This window comes from Psychrosphaera aquimarina, assembly GCF_032461525.1.
Classification (GTDB): domain Bacteria; phylum Pseudomonadota; class Gammaproteobacteria; order Enterobacterales; family Alteromonadaceae; genus Psychrosphaera; species Psychrosphaera aquimarina.
Genome location: NZ_JAWCUA010000010.1, coordinates 1,222,345 through 1,242,241, shown reverse-complemented (window position 1 = coordinate 1,242,241; position 19,897 = coordinate 1,222,345). Strand labels below are relative to the sequence as shown.

The following is a 19,897-nucleotide window of genomic DNA, read 5'->3' as shown; positions in this document are numbered from 1 at the left end:
CTCTCTGCGTCTTTTAGACTATTCTTATTTTTTCTCATCACTGAGAACTTGTTCCACCTTATCTTTTATCTTGTGGGGAACTTGACGTTGTGCCTCTTTAACCGCCTCTTTTATAGCACTAAAAAATGCTTGGGAAGAGGCGTTTCCATGGCTTTTGACCACAATTCCGCGCAATCCTACCAGACTCGCACCGTTATACTGGTCGGGGTTCATTTTAGAAAATAGCTTTTTTATCCCTGGAAGCAGTATTCCTGCTAGGATTTTACTTAAAAGACCTTTCACTAAGTGCTTTAATTTTCGACAGAATAAGCTTAGCTACCCCTTCGATGGTCTTTAAAGCCACATTGCCAACAAATCCATCACAAACGATGACGTCTGCTTTGCCAGAGAATATTTCATTCCCTTCTGCAAAACCTACATAATTAATTTCTTTGCAGTTGGTTAGTTTTAGTGCTGCTTCTTTTAAGTGTGCACTGCCTTTTATATCTTCAGATCCAACATTTAACAAAGCAACACGAGGTGACTCAATTTGTTCAACTTCGGTAGCCATTACAGATCCCATAACGGCAAATTGAAATAAGGTGTCGGAGCATTGATGAATATTGGCACCTAAATCTAACAAAAATACTTTTTCGTTTTCATAGGTAGGGAGTGCGCTGATTAATGCGGGTCTTTTTATACCTGGTAATGTTTTTAAAACATAACGAGCTATTGCTAATAAAGCACCAGTATTTCCAGAGGAAACACAAGCATCTGCTTGTTCTTGTTCAACAAGTTCAAGGGCTTTACGCATGGATGAGTGAGGTTTACGACGTAATGCAAGATCAGGACGTTCATCTTGATTGACCACTTGTTCAGCATGGACAATGGTTAATCTTGGATGTGCAAGTGCATTATGTTTATTCAGAAAGGTGTGAATACTCTGTGAGTGACCACAAAGGAACAGGTGTAAATTGGGATATTTATCTACAGCTCTGATCGCTGCAGGAATAGTAGATCGGGGGCCATAATCGCCCCCCATCATATCTAGCGCGATTCTGATATCACGCATAATAAAGCAGCCTTAACTTACTTTATATTATTTTACGACCTTTGTAGTAGCCGTCTGCTGTCATATGATGACGACGGTGAGTTTCACCAGTCGTTTGATCTACAGATAAATGCTCTGTAGTTAATGCATCATGTGAGCGACGCATGCCACGTCTAGCACGGGATTTCTTACTTTTTTGAACTGCCATTGCCGTCTCCTAGTTCTTTAATTATTTCTTTAATTTTTTTCAATATATCAAATGGATTAGATTTTTCTTCATCCATTGCTTCTGGCGCTAACTCCCCAAAAGTCATGTCCTCTTCAGTAATAGAACAGTCTTCTGGTTCATGCATTGCTACAATTGGCAACGCCAGCATTAATTCGTCTTCGACTAATTGAATCAGGTTAATTTCACCCTCTTCATTTAATTCGATTTCTTCATATGCATCCGGTATCGGCTCTTCGCTCTCTTTCGCAGCTCGACGTACAGGAGTATATAAAAATTCTGCCGAAACATTTGTTTTTATACCACCACCGCAACGCTGACAGCTCAATTCAAGATTGACTGACGTAGAGCCTTGAACAAATACTAAATTCTGTGGATCAATACCACATTCAAAAGTAACGTCCAGATATTCATCTAACACATCAGCCACTTCAGCTAAACGCGACAGATCACCTTTAACGATAATACCGTCAATGGTCATTCGTTTTAACGCAGCATTCGCTGGGTTGATCGAGATTGGAATTTTCAACTTTTGCATAGGGCGCGCATATTATAGTTACTGAGCAACATAGTCAAAAGAAAATAGTATGAATATGTAAAAAAAGCTAAACTTAGTCGACTTTATTTATTTATTAACCATTTTGCTATTTTTTTGAGCGACTCATGACTAAAAACCCTACTATCATTCTCGGTTCCACCTCTCCATTTAGAAAACAAATCTTAGAAAAACTAAATTTAGATTTCCAAACAGACAAACCTGAAGTTGACGAAACACCCTTGCCTAATGAAACTGCACATCAGTTAGTTGAACGTTTGGCCGTAGCAAAAGCACAAGCGGTTGCAAACAAACACAATAATGCGTTAGTTATAGGCTCAGATCAAGTTGCTTTATTTAACGACACTATACTAGGCAAACCACATACGCATGAGAATGCAATTAAGCAACTTTCGTCTTTTTCTGGTAATAAAGTCACCTTTTTAACCGGTTTAGCGGTTATTAATAGTGAAACCGGTGAAACACACGCTTTAGTCGAGCCATTTGAGGTTTACTTTAAACAACTAACCTTGGACAGCATCGAAGCTTACTTATTAGCTGAAAAGCCGTACAAGTGCGCAGGTAGCTTTAAAAGCGAAGCGTTAGGTATCTGTTTATTTGAAAAGTTGGTTGGAGATGATCCAAACACTTTAGTTGGATTGCCATTGATAAAACTGGTTGGACTGTTTGAAAAGTTTGGCTTTTCTGTTTTACAACAGCAAGTGACAAAAGCACAAAGCTAATTCACAAAGCTAAATAATTAATTGCCCTCAGTATACTTTATATAACTAATAACAAATGCAGCTGATATTGACACATTAACCTGTTTCCAATATCAGCTACATTATATAGGTAAATATATTAGGATTCGGTCACCAATGACCTTTCAACAAACTCGTTGGTAAAATCCATATTAAATTTAGGTTGAATGTATATTTCGCCATCCACCATTTTCTTTGCCATTTTTTTCGCTTCAGAAGCTAAATTAGCCACATCTAAATGAGATCGTACAATACTCACGTTTGGATGAATAATGCCACAAGATAAAGACATGAGTGAAAACCACTCTTTATTGCCTTTGCGGCTAACCGCGTAATAACCGCCTTGTTTTAAATGTTCCGGCTTAAAAATACTGGTAATACGTTGGCCAAATATCTCTAACACTTTAGTGCACGCAAATTCTGGTTCTGAATGCTGGAACAACACCACAAAATCATCGCCGCCCACATGGCCTACAAATGCATCACTACACACCTTGGACAATACATCTGCTACTAAACGAATGACCACATCACCTTCGGCATAACCGTATAAATCGTTAAAGGGTTTAAAGTGGTTGAGATCAAAATAGGCCATTGAGAAGTTTTTCTTATTGGCTAATAAATGCATTATTTTTTGCTCAATAATAATGTTGCCCGGTAACATAGTTAATGGGTTGGCATGTTGGGCATGCTGAATTTTTTGTTCTGTCATTATTTTTAACAAAGAACGAATACTAGCAACGCCAACATACTTGCCTTTATCAACAACGATAAACTCAGGCCTTAAGTCAAAATGGGTGTTGTCTGTCACCAAACTGCTCACATCATCGATAGAAGCCGATATGTCCGCAGTAAAAGGGACATTTTCCATTAAATTGGTAATTGGTTTTTTGTCGTACAGAGCGTGACCATAGTCTGATGAAAACATCTCAGCTAATGTATCTCGGTATATAACTCCTATCGGCTTTTCATCTTTATCAATCACCGCAATTGACTGCATTTTGGGTGACTTTTTAAATAGTTGATATACCTCGGAACACATCTCGTTGATTGAAACGGGTTGACTATAGGTAAGTAATTTTTCTAACTCAAACACATTATGATCATTAGACAGTGTATTTGGGCCTATCTGTCTCAAACTGAGACTGTCAGGTAATTTGGTGTCTGGGAATTCTGCCGGTCTGGAAAGTAAAAACCCTTGAGCAAACTGCATACCCATTTTTTCTAATAATAAAAACTCTTCATTATGCTCAATACCCTCAGCAATAATTGAAACGCCAGTTGCGGTTCCCAATTCAAAGATAGTTCTTAGTAGTTCACGTTTAACAATGTTTTTGTGACAACCACTGATAAAATAACGGTCGATTTTAACTATATCCGGTCTTAGTTCTGACCACTGTTTCAAACCAGAATGCCCTGTGCCTAAATCATCTATCGCAATTTTAAAACCTAGCTCTCGGTAATGTTCCAAACTTTGTTTCAGGATTTGATTATCGTTTGCTTCAAATTGTTCGGTGATTTCAATCACTACTCTATCTGGCGAAATACCTGCACATTTGAGTAAGTTTAATGTTTCGCCTTTTGGGTGATCGGCTTGCGATAAAGTGCAAGGACTCACATTTAAAAACAACAACCCCGTTAACTTAAGCTGAGCAAAACGGTTAATGGCTTGTTGACGACAATGTAACTCTAATTCAGACAACATTCCCACTTGGTTTGCTGTACTAAAAAGGTGATCGGGGCTTTTAATACTTGAATCTGCTGGTAGGCGAGTTAATGCTTCATAACCTAATATAGCTTCTTGGCTCACATCAAATATAGGCTGAAATACGATAGTTAAACTGCGATCTAATATTAATCGAGTTATTTCTTCTAGCAAAGAGGTTGTATACGACACATTAACCTACGTTATAAAGATAAAAGGACATTTATCTGCAATGTAGCATTAGATTGTGTCAGTTTTGTTACTAATAGGTTGCAGGAATTTGACAGTGTTTTTTACAAAGTGTTGAGGTCATGTACTTTCATCAGTATGCGGCGTAACGGCTTTACAAAGCCATTACACCTAATATTGCTTACTCTGTCGTTAATTTAGGTAGTTTTTTTAACCCTTGTTCTAACACAGGATCAAGTGGCGCTTCAAAGTGCACAGTCGTTTCCGAAACGGGATGATAAAATGAGATTTCTTTAGCGTGCAAAAATAAGCGATTAATACCTGCTTTTTTTGCTAATTTATCAAATTCTCGGTCACCATATTTATCATCACAAGCAATAGGATGTTCTTTACACGCGGTATGCACACGTATCTGATGTGTTCGGCCAGTTTGTGGTCTTGCTTCAATTAACGTCGCGCCATCAAACTCTTCTATTACATCAAATAAAGTACAAGACTTTTTGCCCTCTTCACGATTAACCACCACCAGTCGCTCACCAGATTTAGTATTAATTTTCAGTAATGGCTCTTGCACAGAACGTTGACTTGCACTCCACTGCCCTTTTACTAATGCCCAATACACTTTGTTCATAGTTTTAATACGTAACTGCTCGTGTAATGACACTAAAACAGAACGACGTTTGGCTATTAGCAGTATGCCAGAGGTATCTCTATCCAGTCGGTGAACTAACTCCAACATTTTCTCACGTGGACGCAACGCTCTTAACGCTTCAATCACTCCAAACTTTAAACCACTACCACCATGCACGGCGATCCCAGATGGTTTGTTTAACACTATTAAGGTTTTGTCTTCGTAAATAATGGCTTTTTCAAGATCTTGTACCGCTTGTAACTTATCTGAAATGGCAGGTTGTGTATCCTGACTCACTCTCACAGGTGGAATTCTGACGATGTCATTCATCTGTAATTTATAAGTTTGTTTAATTCTGCCTTTATTAACACGAACTTCACCTTTGCGCAGAATTCGATAGATTACACTTTTAGGCACACCTTTTAATTTGGTGATTAAAAAATTATCAATTCGCTGACCAACATATGTTTCATCTATTTCGACTTGTTGCACTTTTGGATAATTTATTTCATTTTCAGGCATTTTTTGGCTTTCACTAGTGTTTAATTGAACATTTATTTAAATAAACTATTAATTCAGTTGCTATATCTGCGTTTGCGACTGATAATAACGGCGCTTTATAATATAAAGCAACTGATTGAACTGCCTCAGGTAATGAACATAAGAGTCATGTAACGGAGCAGGGTTTGAAGACACGATCATATCAGAGTTAATAGATAAAGCTATGTACATATATAAGAATAGTACTAGCTAGACAAAAAGACTTCAGACCTCCACGCCATCTAAGTAAGGTAATGCGAGTATCATATTACCCTCTATTTTAACCGTTCAGACCAGTCGAAATATAAGAGGCGTTAACTTAACCAGTGCCACGAATTCCAATAGCGTTTATATGCTAAAGGCACCGAAGAATTCTGAAAATTAGAATCCAGTATCCTTGATTACAGTCGAGATGATTGAAATACAGCAAGCAACTAGTTGGGAAACTATACCGCGCCGAGGTGTTTAGAAAGTGCAGCTATAAACGTGCGAATTGTGGCCTTTGATAAAAGAAGAGTTACATATAATGAAACGCATGTTAATTAATGCCACGCAACAAGAAGAGATGCGTGTTGCATTGGTTGATGGTCAAAAGTTATATGATTTGGACATAGAAAGTCCAGGTCATGAACAAAAAAAGGCCAACATCTACAAAGGAATAATTACAAGAGTAGAGCCAAGTTTAGAAGCGGCTTTCGTCAATTACGGTGCAGACCGTCATGGATTCCTACCTCTCAAAGAAATAGCGCGTAACTATTTCCCATCAGATTACAAATTTTCTGGCCGTCCAAATATCAAAGAAGTGATAAAGGAAGGACAAGAAGTAATCGTTCAAATTGACAAAGAAGAACGTGGTCAAAAAGGCGCAGCCTTAACCACATTTATCAGCGTTGCAGGCAGTTACTTGGTATTAATGCCAAATAATCCTCGTGCCGGTGGTATTTCTCGTCGTATTGAAGGTGATGAAAGAACGCAGCTAAAATCGGCTTTAAATAAATTAGAATTACCAAAAGGCATGGGCTTAATTGTTCGTACCGCTGGTGTTGGTAAATCTTATGAAGAATTAGAGTATGACTTAGGCGCCCTACTATTACATTGGGAAGCTATTCAGCAAGCATCAGAAACTATGCCTGCACCTTTCTTAATTCACCAAGAAAGTAATGTTGTTTTCCGAGCTATCCGCGACTACTTAAAACGTGATGTTGGTGAAATCTTAATTGATAACCAAAACGTTTATAACGAAGCTCGTGGTCACATTGAATTATTCAGACCGGATTTCATTGAACGTGTAAAAATGTATCAAGGTGAAGTGCCACTATTCACTCATTACCAAATTGAAAGTCAAATTGAATCTGCTTTCCAACGTGAAGTGAGATTGCCATCAGGTGGTTCAATTGTAATTGACCCAACAGAAGCATTGGTATCAATTGACATTAACTCTTCAAAAGCAACCAAAGGTGGCGACATTGAAGAGACAGCTTTAAATACAAACTTAGAAGCTGCTGAAGAAATTGCACGTCAATTACGTTTACGTGACTTAGGTGGTTTATTAGTTATCGACTTTATCGATATGACACCGCCAAAACACCAACGTGATGTTGAGAACCGCTTAAAAGACAGTATCAAACAAGACAGAGCTCGAGTACAAATTGGCAAAATCAGCCGCTTTGGTCTGCTTGAAATGTCTCGTCAACGTCTACGTCCTTCACTAGGTGATGCAAGTCAACATACTTGTCCTCGTTGTGATGGCCAAGGTACAGTAAGAAGTAATGAGTCGTTAGCGTTATCTATCCTTCGTCTAATTGAAGAAGAAGCGATTAAAGACAATACAGCTCAAATTCAAGCACAAGTACCAGTGCCAGTGTCTTCGTACTTGTTGAATGAAAAACGTGATTCTATTCGTCACATTGAAAACAACAATAAAGTTAACATCATGGTTATTCCAAATATTCATTTGGATACACCTCATTATGATGTTGTACGTGTACGTATCGATGAAGATATTGCCGACTCTAGCTTTAAACTAGTTACACGCCCTGAAGAAAAAGAAGTAACATCAAATGTTGTTTCAACGGTCAAAAAAGATATTGAAGAGCCTGTACTAAAAGGTTTTGCATCTCCTAAAGCGCCTGCACCAAAAGCCATTGTTGCTGATGAACCTAAACAACCAACGTTGCTTGAGAAAGCCGTTAAATGGATTAGTTCATTATTTGCGAAAGAAGAAAAACCGAAAAAAGTTGAACCTGCTCGTAATAAAAATTACAAAGGTAAAAACGAAAACCGTCGTGGCCCGCAAAAAGGTCGTGCTCGTAATGCTCGTACTGGTGATAAAAAGCCAAATGAACGTAACGAAAAACGTGATAACACACGTACGGATCAAAAAGATACTAAACGTGGTAATCAAAAAGACACACGTCGTAATAACGATAACCGCGATGAAAATCGTAATGACAACCGTAAAAAGCCAGCCCATGCAAATGCTGACAATGCCTCTCCGGCAAAAAAAGAAGAGCATGTAGCTGAACGTAGACAACGTCGTAGTAATCGTAAACGTGTACGTGTTCAAAAATCAGAAAATGCCTCACAAAAGGTAGAAGCGGTTAATGAACAAGTTGTTGCTAAAAAATCGGAAAGTCCAGTTGTTGACGTAAACATAGACGTTAATAAACCAGTTGCTGAAACAAAAGCTGAAGTTACCCAGCCTGTTGCAGAAGTTAAAGCCGAGGTTACTGAGAAAAAAGTAATTAAGTCTAAACGTACTATTCGTAATAAATCTGGCGAATCGGTGCAACAAAAACGTAAAGCGATTGTAAACACAGCTAGCGGTGTTAAGTCAGCGGCTAAAGTTGAAGTTGAAGCTAAACCTCAAGACAATAATGACCAGGTAGAAAAAGAAACAACTACCGCTCCGGTTGAAGTTGTTGAAGCTAAGGCCGAGAACAATACCGTAGAACAAAAAGTTGAAACTGAAGCAGTTGTTGAAAAAGTAGCAACAGAAACGCCAGTAGAAACAGCTAAAGATGACGTCGTAGCTGAAACGGCAGACGTTGAAGAAGCTAAACCTGCTAAGGCCACTCCTGCTAAAGAGAAGAAGCCGGCTGCAAAAGCCAAAGCTAAAGTTGCAAAAGAAACACCAGCGAAAAAAGAAATCGTTAAAGAAAAAACGAGTTCTGCTAAACATGTTGGCTTTTCAAGTGCTCCTATGACTAAACCGGCTCCTGTTGAAATGGTATCTGTAGGGGTTCCTACAGCGATGGCTGACGCTGATAGAACAGCTGTTGTTATATCGGCTAGAACAGGTGGTTCTGCATCTGCTACAAGCAGTGCAACCTCTGGTACAACTAAAACACTATAAGTGTGTTGTTATGTAGGCTATGTTCATTCATAGTCTACAAACAAAAAAACCGCTCAATGAGCGGTTTTTTTATATTTAATTTTTATCAAGATTTAATAATAAACCCTTTGTTCTCAACACATTTATACGCGTCTTTCGCCAAGTTCATATTTTTATGCATCACATCACTGTTGGCTTTTTGCATAGCATCATCTTTCGCTTTGTTAACTTCCTGCTCAGTGATTTGATCAAGCTCATGGTGGCTAACATTACTACTCGATCTCACTTGTTGGCTAGTGCCTAACATTGCCTTATTGCTTTTTTTCATTGCTTCACGATAGTTACACGCTTTTAATGCGCTTTCCAACTCCGCTGAGCTAAAGTCAGAGTTATCTACTTTTACCCAATTAGTTGAGCTGCACCCAGCGATAAATAAACTTGATAATAAAACTAACATGGTTGATTTAACCATAAAAACCTTCTCCTTGTTGGTAACACTGATTAACTGTTTGACTATAACTGATAGTAAACAGGATCATAAAACTATTTATATAATTTTCTACCAAGCCAAATAAACACTGGAAATAATCATCACATTAAAATAGTTTGTGACTTTGATTGGCATATAAAAAATGTGTATCACATTAATTGAAATATCGACATGTTGAACAACATACCAAATTACAGAGTATCCTACTTTAAATGACAACCTACGCATTGACTATTAGAAAGCAAAAAAAGAATAGTTTAGAATAGATACTCTATGATTAAATTTTTACTTTTAAAATTCATTACTTTCTTTTTGGGATTTATCGCCTGCTTTGCAATGCACACAACCTTGGCACTGCCGTTAGTCATATCTGCCGCGTTAACAGGTTTGATTGGTAAAGTTATCCCCTTCCCTCAAGAATATAACAACCATCCATACGCTGCTATTTATGCTGGGAGTTTTGCCGGGATGTGCTCCGCAAGCCTTATTACTAGTTACTGGGAAATCGCTATAATTTCGTGTATTGGTGCCAGTTTATATGTACTGACCATGGATATGTTTGATGGCTTTGGTGGTAAGTTGGGTGGTGTCGCTTTTGCCAGCGTAACCCTTTTTGTTATTGCCAGAGGTATTATACTTTGAGTATTGAATACCCAATCCTCGCGCTACTGGGCGCGTTTTCAACATTTTATCTAGCAAGACACCATCGTTTTGACGGTATCAGTGCCTCCGCTTTGCTATCCATAGTGGCGTATTTAATATTATATGCCGTAGACATGACCCCTGACCTATACGCAATCGTGTTTTTTGGCGGAACGTTTATTGGCATGAGCGCCCCGCACCGCTTTGGTGTTTATACCATAAGCAGCGCATCCATTATTTTCTCAATCCTATTTGAATACCTTGTTCCAGTATTTGATGGTTACGGCGGCGCACTTGGTATGAGCGCATTTTTATCTGTCTGTATTTGCCACATATTTATTTTACTAGGTGCACCAAGAAGTAAAAAGGCATAGGCTTTAAGGCTTTAAGGCTTTAAGGCTTTAGGGCTTTAGGGCTTTAGGGCTTTAGGGCTTTAGGGCTTTAGGGCTTTAGGGCTTTAGGGCTTTAGGGCTTTAGGGAATGATTGGAGCAGATAAGATTTCAGTCAAACATTATATTCATTTTAAATAAACAAATATTGCTGTCCGTTTATACAAATCTTAAGCAAGCAACCTAGCTTGTAACCACACTGAAATATCCGCGAGTTGCTCTGGTAATACAGAATGTTCCATTGGGTAGCTTTTCCAAGTCACATTATATTTAGCAGCATTAAGTAAACCGTTTGCAATTTTACCTGCACTTATAGGAACAACACCGTCACGCTCCCCATGATTTTGTAAAATAGGAGTATCAGCGTTAGCACTATGACATTGCTCTGGTAGTTTATCCGCAGTCGGTAAATAACACGACAGTGCTAAAATACCTGCCAAGCTATGCTCAAAACGTAAAGCAGTAAATAAACTCAAAACCCCACCTTGACTAAAGCCAGCTAAAATAATCTTTTCTGCAGGTATACCTGAGTCAATTTGCTCTTGAATTAAGCTTTTAACCAGTTTCTCAGACGCTAACACACCTTCTATATCAGCACGATTATGTAAATCCATACTTTTAATGTCATACCAAGAACGCATTACATAACCTTGATTAATCGTAACCGCTTGCTCTGGGGCGTTAGGGAAAACAAAACGAATCCCATGATTTTCCGGTAAAGCTAATACAGGCACTATAGGAGCAAACCCAGCGCCTGAGTCTCCTAGTCCATGTAACCATATTACACAGGAATTAGCTGGAGATTTTGGTTCAATAGTAATTCGTTCAAGTAACGTTGTTGGCATAAAATTCAATACTTAATTTTTAATGAAGTGCAACATAATAGCAATGCTTGCTGCTCGTAGCAAAACGACTGACAATTAGTTGTTACTAAAGAAAGGCTAAATAGAAGTTTATACCAATTACAAGTTTCATAATGCCAGCCAACTAAGCCACCCACTTTAAATGAAACTAACTGACTTTGAATCTAGCACTTCAAAAACTGACAAATTGAAGTGGGTGTCTCTTTTAGTTTTAATAGTCTCTTGTTAGGCTTAAAATTTGACACCGAATTGATTTTTGAAGCCATTATTTTTTACAAAAGGCTCAAGACCTAATGACTCTAATTGCTCCCAGAGATTTAAGAAAAGTTTATCTGTAATTGTTTCTCGCACAAACTGACGATATGTTTTGTGCCATTCTGAGTTAAACCCTAATAATGCAGGATCTCCTGATAGAAGTTCTGGGGTGTTAAGTGCTGTACCATCAAAATCAACAGAGCCTCGAAAGTAAGGTGATTTAACCCAATTAAAATTGTCCAGTATGATATATGAGTGAGCACCTTTTTCAGCGGCATTTAAAATATCTGATTTAATTTCATCAATTTTATTAATTATTTCATTAATTATGCTATGAAACTCAACTTGCTCTTCTTGTAACTCTTTTTGTCTAACAACAAACTTCTCTTTTACTGACTTTTTAAAGCCTTCACTTCTTGCATTATTAACTTCTTGAATAAAGCTCATTTTAATTCCTTCTAAATTTCAAGTTATCACTAGTAATTAGTTTTTAAGCCTAACGAGGCTGTAGAATTTCTCATTCCCAGCCAATTTTTTTAAATAAAAACCACAATATTTCACATCGTTCTAAGATTCAATAACTGATTTTATTTTCAATAATAGTTTTTGTTAAATTGCGTTTGGTGTGGATTTATAGTGCTAGTTAATGAAGTGAAGCTTGATGTGGGTATAAAGGCTTAACTCTTGGCCTAATGTAAACTATTTCTTAACTTTTCAATGTTGTGAACAAGCAATACATTTGCCATTGGGTATTTACTTTGTATTGACCACATAGCGTGAATTTGTTCATGCCTTTATTGGAGGTGATGTTGCCAAAAACAGGTTCAATGGCACCAAGTCGTTTTCCTGATTATATGAGAAACTGACACCTAAAATGCTTTTGCTTTTGCTTTTGCTTTTGCTTTTAAGTCTCCATCTAAATATTCCCGAAATAAAATAAGTTTTCCAAAATATGAGACAGGAAGTCGAATAAGGGATGGTGTTCATAGACGAAAGTTAAGCCCGTTTTGTAAACAATAACTATTTAATGAAGTATAGATTTTGTTGGAAGCGGCCTTTTGGCCTACCTTTTTGGCTGTTGAAAAAGGTATGGTCGCCGCAGGTGAAACAGGCTTTTATCTTTTAAAGGGATAAATTAATCGCCCCCTTTTTGGCTGTTGAAAAAAGTATAGTTCACTTCATGGATGAAGGGATGCCATCAATACAGGGATGTATTATTGATGGCCGCCGAGGGGGAAACGGCTGTAGTCACGAGGTTTGAGTAAAAAACCAAAAACTACAACCCATCAACTGTCACTCCAGATAACAAGCTACTTGGTGCTTTATCTTTAGAGTCCAATTTAATCATTAATCTAAGATCATTTGGCGCATCAGCATGATGTATCGCATCGTCATAACTTATCTTGCCTGCGGTATATAAATCATATAATGCCAAATCAAAGGTTTGCATACCTAACTCTCTAGACTTAGCCATGGTTTCCTTAATTCCTGAAATATCACCTCTTTTGATCAACTCAGCTATCATAGGAGAAGATAACAATATCTCAATTGCTGCTACGCGCCCATTGCCATCAACCGTTGGTATTAATTGCTGTGCAACAATGGCTTTTAAGTTAAGGGCTAATTCATATTTAAGTTTATCTTGTTGTTCTTTTGGCACTAAATGCATGATCCTATCAATGGCCTGATTAGCATTATTTGCATGTAATGTAGCGACACACAAATGGCCAGTTTCAGCAAAAGACAATGCATATTCCATTATTTCTTGTGAGCGTATTTCACCAATTAATATAATATCTGGAGCTTGGCGTAATGAGGTTTTTAATGCCGAGTCGAACGACGGTGTATCTAATCCCACTTCTCTTTGGGTGACAATGCAATTTCTGTGTTCATGGACAAATTCAATTGGGTCTTCAATCGTTAAAATATGGCCTTTTGAATTTTCATTACGATAACCTAACAGTGCAGCTAAGCTGGTTGATTTACCGGTTCCTGTGCCACCGACAAATAACACTAAACCACGTTTGGTCATGATCACGTCTTTTAGTGTTTGTGGTAAACCCAAATCATCCGGATCTGGAATTTCAGTCACAATACGTCGTACCACCATACCCACTTTATCACGTTGCCAAAAAGCCGATACACGAAAACGTCCTGATTCATTTGCAACCGCAAAATTACACTCACGGTCTAGCTCAAATTCTGCTTTTTGTTTTTCTGACATGCAAGACAATACCAGTTGTTTAGCATCATCTGCTGATAACTTGTCACCAACTAAAGGCACGAGTTCACCATTTAACTTAACACTCACTGGCAAACCTGCCGTAACAAATAAATCAGACGCTTGTTTAGCAACCATTTGACCAAAAATATCACTCATGTTACTCATCATTTATCCTTTGACTGTTTATTAGTTAAAAGCCACTTCCAAAATCACTTGAAGGTGGCGTTTGTGGTGGAGTGCTCACTGGCGATGGTGTGGATGTGGAACCGCCACCAAATGCTTTTTTATCAACGGCTTTACTGGCAGCTTCATCGTTAGAGATTAATCCCTTGCCTTTTAATTCCGTTAAACACTGATCCAGAGTTTGCATCCCGTAACTCGCACCCGTTTGGATAGAAGAGTACATTTGTGCCACTTTATCTTCTCTGATCAAGTTACGAATAGCAGGAATGCCTATCATAATTTCATGTGCAGCAACCCGACCCCCACCTTGTTTTTTACATAAGGTTTGAGATATTACTGCTTGTAATGATTCCGACAACATGGAACGCACCATAGACTTCTCATCGCCTGGGAATACGTCAATGATTCGGTCAATGGTTTTAGGTGCTGAGGTGGTATGCAATGTACCAAATACCAAATGTCCTGTCTCAGCAGCTGTCATGGCTAATCGGATGGTTTCTAAGTCACGTAGTTCACCCACTAAAATTACATCTGGATCTTCACGTAACGCCGAACGTAATGCATTAGAAAAACTTAACGTGTCTCTGTGCACTTCACGTTGGCTAATAAGGCTTTGTTTGTTTTTGTGTACAAATTCTATTGGGTCTTCAATGGTCAAAATATGATCGTGTCGACTGGCATTGATATAATCAATCATAGCAGCAAGCGTGGTTGATTTGCCCGACCCCGTTGGTCCTGTAACTAAAACTAGGCCTCTCGGTTTATTTGAAATCTCTTTAAAGATATTAGGAGCGCCAAGCTGATCCAGTGTTAAAACTTCTGATGGGATAGTTCTGAATACCGCAGCTGCACCACGTTCGGTATTAAACACATTAACACGGAAACGAGCTAAATCAGGCACTTCAAAGGAAAAGTCAGTTTCTAAGTTTTCTTCGTATTCTTTCCTTTGTTTATCGTTCATAATGTCATAAATAAGTGACTGAACTTGTTTTGCATCTAACTCAGGTATGTTGATCCTTCTAACATCGCCATCAACTCTGATCATGGGTGGTGTCGCAGCTGACAAATGTAAATCTGATGCATTATGTTGCACACTAAAAGCGAGTAATTCAGTAATATCCATAAATATAACCTAGGTAAGTTAAAGACAATTTTATGTCGGAAAACAAAGATATAAATACCATAGCAAATCAATTGTTAAACGCCCAAGACAATATTAACAATGTCGCAACTAAATTTAATCGAAACACCAATTCGGTTGTTTTGATGGCAGTGAGTAAAACAAAACCAATTGCAGATATTGAAGCCGCTTACGCTGCAGGACAACGTGTTTTTGGTGAAAATTACGCACTAGAGTTATTTGATAAACAACAAACATTAAGTCATCTTAAAGACATACAGTGGCATTACATTGGTCCAATCCAGAGTAATAAAACCAAAATCATTAGCCAAAGTGCAGATTGGATAGATAGTGTCGATCGGTTAAAAATAATTAAACGTATCGATCAACACGCCAAAGCGTTAAACAAGACGATAAACCTGTTAATCCAAGTGAATATTTCAAACTCACCACAGAAATCAGGTGTCAGTTTAGACCAGGTAAATGAGTTGGCAGAGTCCATTAATGAGTTAAAACATGTTAGTTTAAGGGGGCTGATGGCTATCCCTGACAATTATGAACCAAATGCTGATGGTCAAAGACCACAATTAAAGGCTGAATTTAATTTAATGTTCACTTGTTATTCACACTTGCAGCAGCAATATTCTAGTGTAGATACGCTCTCGTTGGGTATGAGCGGCGACTTAAACATTGCTATTGAATGTGGGTCTACGATGGTGAGATTAGGCACAGCAATATTTGGTAAGCGAAAATAACTAAACGTAACTAAAGGAAATAAATGACAAATAATAAGCAGTTAACTTACGCATTTATCGGCGCAGGCAACATGTCTGGCGCTATTCTCGGTGGCATGGTTAATAGTGGCATTAACCCAGACAATATTATTGCGACCAACAGAACCGTTGAAAAACAACAAGCGCTTAATCACAAGTTTGGCATTAAAACTGACTTAGATAATAAGTCTGCCATTAGCCAAGCTGATGTGATCATTCTTGGTGTTAAACCACAAATGATGTTGGCTATGTTAGCCGACTTAGTGCAACAAGGTATCGATTTTAGCCAAAAGCTTATTATTACCGTTGCGGCTGGTTTAACTGTTAACCGTTATACTGACATTATCGGTAACGTTCGAATTATTCGTTGTATGCCAAACACCCCTTCTTTAGTTGGCTTAGGTGTTTCAGGCTTATTTTGTGGTACAGATGAAAGTTCATTTTCAGCGGACGTTATCCAACAGGATAAAGAGGTTACGTCTACCATGTTTGATGCCGTTGGTAAAACAGTGTGGTTAGAACAAGAGTCTCAAATTGATGACATAGCGGCTGTGTCAGGTTCAGGCCCAGCGTACTTCTTCTTATTTATGCAGCATATGGCTGACAAAGCTGTTCAATTGGGCTTTGATCAAGACACGGCCAATACCATTGTATTACAAACTGCGCTAGGCTCTGCTGAAATGGCGGCGCAAAGTCCTGACAGCTTTGAACAATTAAGAGTGAACGTTACCTCTCCAGGTGGTTCTACCGCTGAAGCGATAAGAACGTTTAACGAAAATAATTTAGACGACATTGTGGCATCCGCATTAGACGCAGCAGTGTCTAGAGCGAAAGAAATGAGTAAACTTTAAATATAGGTAAGCCAGTGTTAACGAATATAACGCGTCAACACTGAAACTTAGCTTTAAACTTAAATTGAACTGGAAATAGACACGTTATGCAAGCAACTCAATTTTTAATATCCACCCTATTTGATCTCTATATGATGGTCGTTATTTTACGAGTTTGGTTACAACTGACCCGCGCTGATTTTTATAATCCAGTTAGCCAATTTGTTGTCAAAGCAACCAATCCAATATTAGTCCCGCTTAGAAGAATAATCCCAGGATTTGCTGGGGTTGATTGGGCTGGGATTGTATTATTATTGTTAGTTGGCTTTGCTAAAGTTGCTTTATTACAAATGTTATATGGCGCAAGTTTTCCAGTTGTACAAATTTTAGTTGCCAGTAGCATCTCTATCGTTAAAGAAGTGTTAAACCTTATCTTCTGGGTAATGTTAATCCGCGTAATTTTGAGCTGGATAAGTCAAGGTTACAATCCAATCGAAGCATTGTTACATCAGTTAACAGAACCAATGTTAAATCCGATTAGACGTTTATTACCGGATATGGGTGGGTTTGACCTGAGTATTATGGTGTTTTTGATTGGATTGAAGTTTGTCGAAATCTTGTTCCAAGACTTGTTACGTTCTTTTATATAAAAGGCACTCAATATGACTTTATTAAAACACATAGTTTTTATATTAATACTGTTCTCCTTTAACAGTAATGCTGAGCAAAAGCTCACTAAAGGGAATTGGGATATTCATTATATTGCTTTCCCTAGCTCGTTCATTCAGCCAGAAATTGCCAAGCAATACCAACTGCAACGCAGTAAGTACTTGTCAATTATCAATATTTCGGTGTTAGATAATAGTAACGACGATAAAGCTCAAAATGTCTACGTATCTGGTAAAGCTGAAACGTTATTAGGGCAAAGCAGCGAATTGGATTTTGTAAAAGTAACCGAAGGCGAAGCCACTTATTATCTCGCTCAATTAAACTACCACGACCGCGAAGTCTATAAGTTTACAATTGATATTCAACAAGGCGAAAGAACCGAAACCATAAACTTCACTCAGATGTTTTATGTCGATTAGATAAAAGAAAACCAGATAGCCAAAACCTATCTGGTTTACTTGTTAAATTCCGCAGCAAACACTTCAAATTGTTCCGCAAATATAGGCTTAGACCAATAATATCCTTGCCCTATTTCACATTGTAATTGTTGTAAAACACGCACGGTTTGTTCATTTTCAACCCCTTCAGCTATATTTTGAATCTCCAAGCCATGAGACATTTGAACTATCGCCTTTACTAAGGTTTTGTTTTTTGGATTGGTGACTAAATCACTGATAAACGATCGGTCTATTTTCAAGTATTCAATATCAAACGCTTTTAAATAACCTAAATTAGAATAACCAGTACCAAAATCATCAATTGAAAGGTGCACACCAAGATCATGTAAGTTTTTAAGCGTTGATTTTAATTCATCACTATTATCAATTAACAGCGACTCCGTCATTTCTAACTCTAAAGATGAAGCATTTAACTGATATTCGCTTAACGTGTTCTCTACTTTTGTATAAAAGTCTTTTTTAGCGAACTGTTTTGACGATACGTTTACCGCCATTGTAAAATCAGAATAACCACTGTTAAGCCACTGCTTACATTGTCTACATGCTGCACTTAACACCCAATCCCCAATTTCGATAATTAAACCGGACTTTTCAGCATGGGGAATAAATTCGTCTGGATAAATGAGCCCTTTTTCAGGATGTTGCCAGCGGATTAACGCTTCAGCACCAATAATTTTATTGTTTTGAATATCAATTTTAGGTTGGTAAGTTAAAACCAATTCGTCTTGAGCGATGGCCTTGCGCAGATCAGAAACAACACTAATATACTCATGGCCATGAATGTTCATTTCTTTATTATAAAAATGAAAACTATTACCGCCTTGAGATTTGGAATAATACATAGCCGCGTCGGCATGTTTTAATAACGTATCAAAATCTTCACCATCCGTAGCGGTCGTACTAATACCTATTGAACAGCCGCATATAAATTCATTACTCAGATAATAAAATGGCTTACTTATTTGTTCGATGATCTGTTGCGCTAAACTCGCCACATACTCTTCTGACTCAGTAGATTCAACAATCACCACAAATTCATCACCAATGTAACGACAAACTGAATCCCGAGTTTGCAGCAATTGAAACATACGCTGTGATAACTCAATTAATAACGCATCGCCAGCTTGATGTCCAAGTGCATCATTAATCACTTTAAAATTATCTAAATCTAAAAACATTAAATAGATATTCTTAGCGCTGTCCGTGTTAGATCTTGCTTTAGAAAATAACTCTTTTGCCATTATTTTATTGGGTAAACCCGTTAATAAATCATGATGTAACAGGTTTTCAATTTCTTGTTTAGATTTAATCACATTTGAATTTTCAATATTTAGTTTCTGCACTAAATCGCGAAAATCTTCAACCATCACCCAAATAATATAACTGATCAGATAAATAGTAATTAATATTAAAAATGTATTACCTAAAGTGATATTGGTAATAGAATTTATGTACCATGATTGGCTATTAACTAAGCCATTTAAACCTATCGAGGCGGAAATAAAGACGAGTAAGAAAATGAATAATGATTTATTTCCAACCATAGCAGCCATTATCAAAATACATGGATAAGCTAAAACACTTTCATCATATAAACCGCCATGTCGCCACATAAACTGGGTAACTAAAATGGTCAGTACAGAAAGTAAGATAAATGAAGCTTGGTTAATTTTTTCATTTTTAACGAAGGAATAGACGGGAATGAGTAGTACAGCTGCAATCAAAACAAAAGTGCTTTGCAGGAATTGTTGAAGAATCAGCCTGTGTAAAAAAATAACGATTAGACTGAATTCAACAGCCCAAAAGATTTGAATGAGACGTTTAGTTTGGAAATATTGATTGGTAGCAATATTTTTTCGAATATTAATATTACGCTCCTAACTGCACTACTATCGGATATTTAATATTAGCTTTAATTAAATTAGTATTTATTAATCTAAGTCAAACAGAGTCTAGATAAAAACCTCTATATGTAAAGTGATTATTTTGAATGTATCTGGTGTGTTCTCAATTTCTAACTCAACGAACCAAGTTAAATAATTGAAATAA

The 19,897-nt window shown here is 37.5% G+C and carries 17 protein-coding genes and 3 pseudogenes; 8 read left to right on the top strand and 12 right to left on the bottom strand.

The genetic code is table 11. The features are described from left to right. Window positions 1–24: 24 nt before the first annotated feature. From plsX to yceD, 3 genes and pseudogenes are all read right to left on the bottom strand, one after another. A pseudogene (gene plsX / locus RT723_RS17575) lies at window positions 25–1,051 on the bottom strand (phosphate acyltransferase PlsX). A 22-nt stretch (window positions 1,052–1,073) separates the two neighbouring features. Then, a complete protein-coding gene (gene rpmF, locus RT723_RS17570) occupies window positions 1,074–1,238 on the bottom strand; it encodes a 50S ribosomal protein L32 (protein ID WP_216054704.1) in 165 nt (54 codons plus the stop codon). Then, window positions 1,219–1,794, bottom strand: a complete 576-nt coding sequence (gene yceD, locus RT723_RS17565; RefSeq protein ID WP_315948446.1) for a 23S rRNA accumulation protein YceD — start codon at window positions 1,792–1,794, stop codon at window positions 1,219–1,221. Before yceD ends, rpmF begins: the two co-directional genes overlap by 20 nt. Before the next feature lie 125 nt (window positions 1,795–1,919). On the opposite strand from yceD, the gene RT723_RS17560 reads away from it, so the two are divergent. Further along, on the top strand, window positions 1,920–2,534 hold the full coding sequence (locus tag RT723_RS17560) for a Maf family protein (protein ID WP_315948445.1): 615 nt from the start codon (window positions 1,920–1,922) through the stop codon (window positions 2,532–2,534). 118 nt (window positions 2,535–2,652) lie between these two features. Here RT723_RS17560 and RT723_RS17555 read toward each other — a convergent pair whose 3' ends face one another. Together RT723_RS17555 and rluC are read right to left on the bottom strand one after the other, a co-directional pair. After that, window positions 2,653–4,449 (bottom strand): GGDEF domain-containing protein, encoded by a 1,797-nt coding sequence (locus RT723_RS17555; RefSeq protein WP_216054701.1) that lies wholly within the window; start codon window positions 4,447–4,449, stop codon window positions 2,653–2,655. Between the two features lie 178 nt (window positions 4,450–4,627). Then, window positions 4,628–5,599, bottom strand: coding sequence for a 23S rRNA pseudouridine(955/2504/2580) synthase RluC (gene rluC, locus RT723_RS17550; protein WP_315948444.1), 972 nt, complete (start codon window positions 5,597–5,599; stop codon window positions 4,628–4,630). 544 nt (window positions 5,600–6,143) lie between these two features. Between rluC and rne the strand changes: the two genes are divergently transcribed. Continuing rightward, complete coding sequence (gene rne / locus RT723_RS17545) at window positions 6,144–8,972, top strand: ribonuclease E (RefSeq protein ID WP_315948443.1); 2,829 nt, start codon at window positions 6,144–6,146, stop codon at window positions 8,970–8,972. An 85-nt stretch (window positions 8,973–9,057) separates the two neighbouring features. On the opposite strand, the gene RT723_RS17540 is transcribed toward rne, so the two are convergent. Further along, window positions 9,058–9,423: a hypothetical protein gene (locus tag RT723_RS17540; protein ID WP_315948441.1), complete on the bottom strand. Its 366-nt coding sequence runs from the start codon at window positions 9,421–9,423 to the stop codon at window positions 9,058–9,060. 354 nt (window positions 9,424–9,777) lie between these two features. Here RT723_RS17540 and RT723_RS17535 point away from each other — a divergent pair, with 354 nt between their 5' ends. Both RT723_RS17535 and RT723_RS17530 read left to right on the top strand, forming a co-directional pair. Next, window positions 9,778–10,083 (top strand): hypothetical protein, encoded by a 306-nt coding sequence (locus RT723_RS17535; protein ID WP_315948560.1) that lies wholly within the window; start codon window positions 9,778–9,780, stop codon window positions 10,081–10,083. Then, the gene (locus RT723_RS17530) at window positions 10,080–10,457 is read left to right on the top strand and encodes a hypothetical protein (RefSeq protein WP_216054697.1); all 378 of its coding nucleotides are present in this window, start codon (window positions 10,080–10,082) and stop codon (window positions 10,455–10,457) included. Before RT723_RS17535 ends, RT723_RS17530 begins: the two co-directional genes overlap by 4 nt. A 186-nt stretch (window positions 10,458–10,643) precedes the next feature. On the opposite strand, the gene RT723_RS17525 is transcribed toward RT723_RS17530, so the two are convergent. The 5 genes and pseudogenes from RT723_RS17525 to RT723_RS17505 form a co-directional block, all read right to left on the bottom strand. Then, the gene (locus RT723_RS17525; protein ID WP_315948439.1) at window positions 10,644–11,318 is read right to left on the bottom strand and encodes an alpha/beta hydrolase; all 675 of its coding nucleotides are present in this window, start codon (window positions 11,316–11,318) and stop codon (window positions 10,644–10,646) included. A 249-nt stretch (window positions 11,319–11,567) separates the two neighbouring features. Further along, window positions 11,568–12,038: a hypothetical protein gene (locus tag RT723_RS17520; protein ID WP_315948438.1), complete on the bottom strand. Its 471-nt coding sequence runs from the start codon at window positions 12,036–12,038 to the stop codon at window positions 11,568–11,570. A 242-nt stretch (window positions 12,039–12,280) separates the two neighbouring features. Continuing rightward, window positions 12,281–12,435 (bottom strand): annotated as a pseudogene (locus RT723_RS18205) (transposase); the annotation flags it as partial. Window positions 12,436–12,867: 432 nt separating this feature from the next. Beyond that, complete coding sequence (locus RT723_RS17510; protein WP_428983699.1) at window positions 12,868–13,980, bottom strand: PilT/PilU family type 4a pilus ATPase; 1,113 nt, start codon at window positions 13,978–13,980, stop codon at window positions 12,868–12,870. 103 nt (window positions 13,981–14,083) lie between these two features. Then, window positions 14,084–15,121: pseudogene (locus RT723_RS17505) on the bottom strand (type IV pilus twitching motility protein PilT); the annotation flags it as partial. A gap of 32 nt (window positions 15,122–15,153) precedes the next feature. Between RT723_RS17505 and RT723_RS17500 the strand changes: the two are divergent. From RT723_RS17500 to RT723_RS17485, 4 genes are all read left to right on the top strand, one after another. Then, the gene (locus RT723_RS17500) at window positions 15,154–15,873 is read left to right on the top strand and encodes a YggS family pyridoxal phosphate-dependent enzyme (protein ID WP_315948434.1); all 720 of its coding nucleotides are present in this window, start codon (window positions 15,154–15,156) and stop codon (window positions 15,871–15,873) included. A gap of 23 nt (window positions 15,874–15,896) precedes the next feature. Then, window positions 15,897–16,742: a pyrroline-5-carboxylate reductase gene (gene proC / locus RT723_RS17495; RefSeq protein WP_315948433.1), complete on the top strand. Its 846-nt coding sequence runs from the start codon at window positions 15,897–15,899 to the stop codon at window positions 16,740–16,742. A gap of 86 nt (window positions 16,743–16,828) precedes the next feature. Beyond that, a complete protein-coding gene (locus RT723_RS17490; RefSeq protein ID WP_315948431.1) occupies window positions 16,829–17,371 on the top strand; it encodes a YggT family protein in 543 nt (180 codons plus the stop codon). Window positions 17,372–17,383: 12 nt separating this feature from the next. Continuing rightward, on the top strand, window positions 17,384–17,809 hold the full coding sequence (locus RT723_RS17485; RefSeq protein WP_315948430.1) for a DUF4426 domain-containing protein: 426 nt from the start codon (window positions 17,384–17,386) through the stop codon (window positions 17,807–17,809). Window positions 17,810–17,844: 35 nt separating this feature from the next. Here RT723_RS17485 and RT723_RS17480 read toward each other — a convergent pair whose 3' ends face one another. Beyond that, on the bottom strand, window positions 17,845–19,572 hold the full coding sequence (locus tag RT723_RS17480) for a putative bifunctional diguanylate cyclase/phosphodiesterase (protein ID WP_315948429.1): 1,728 nt from the start codon (window positions 19,570–19,572) through the stop codon (window positions 17,845–17,847). Window positions 19,573–19,897 lie beyond the last annotated feature (325 nt).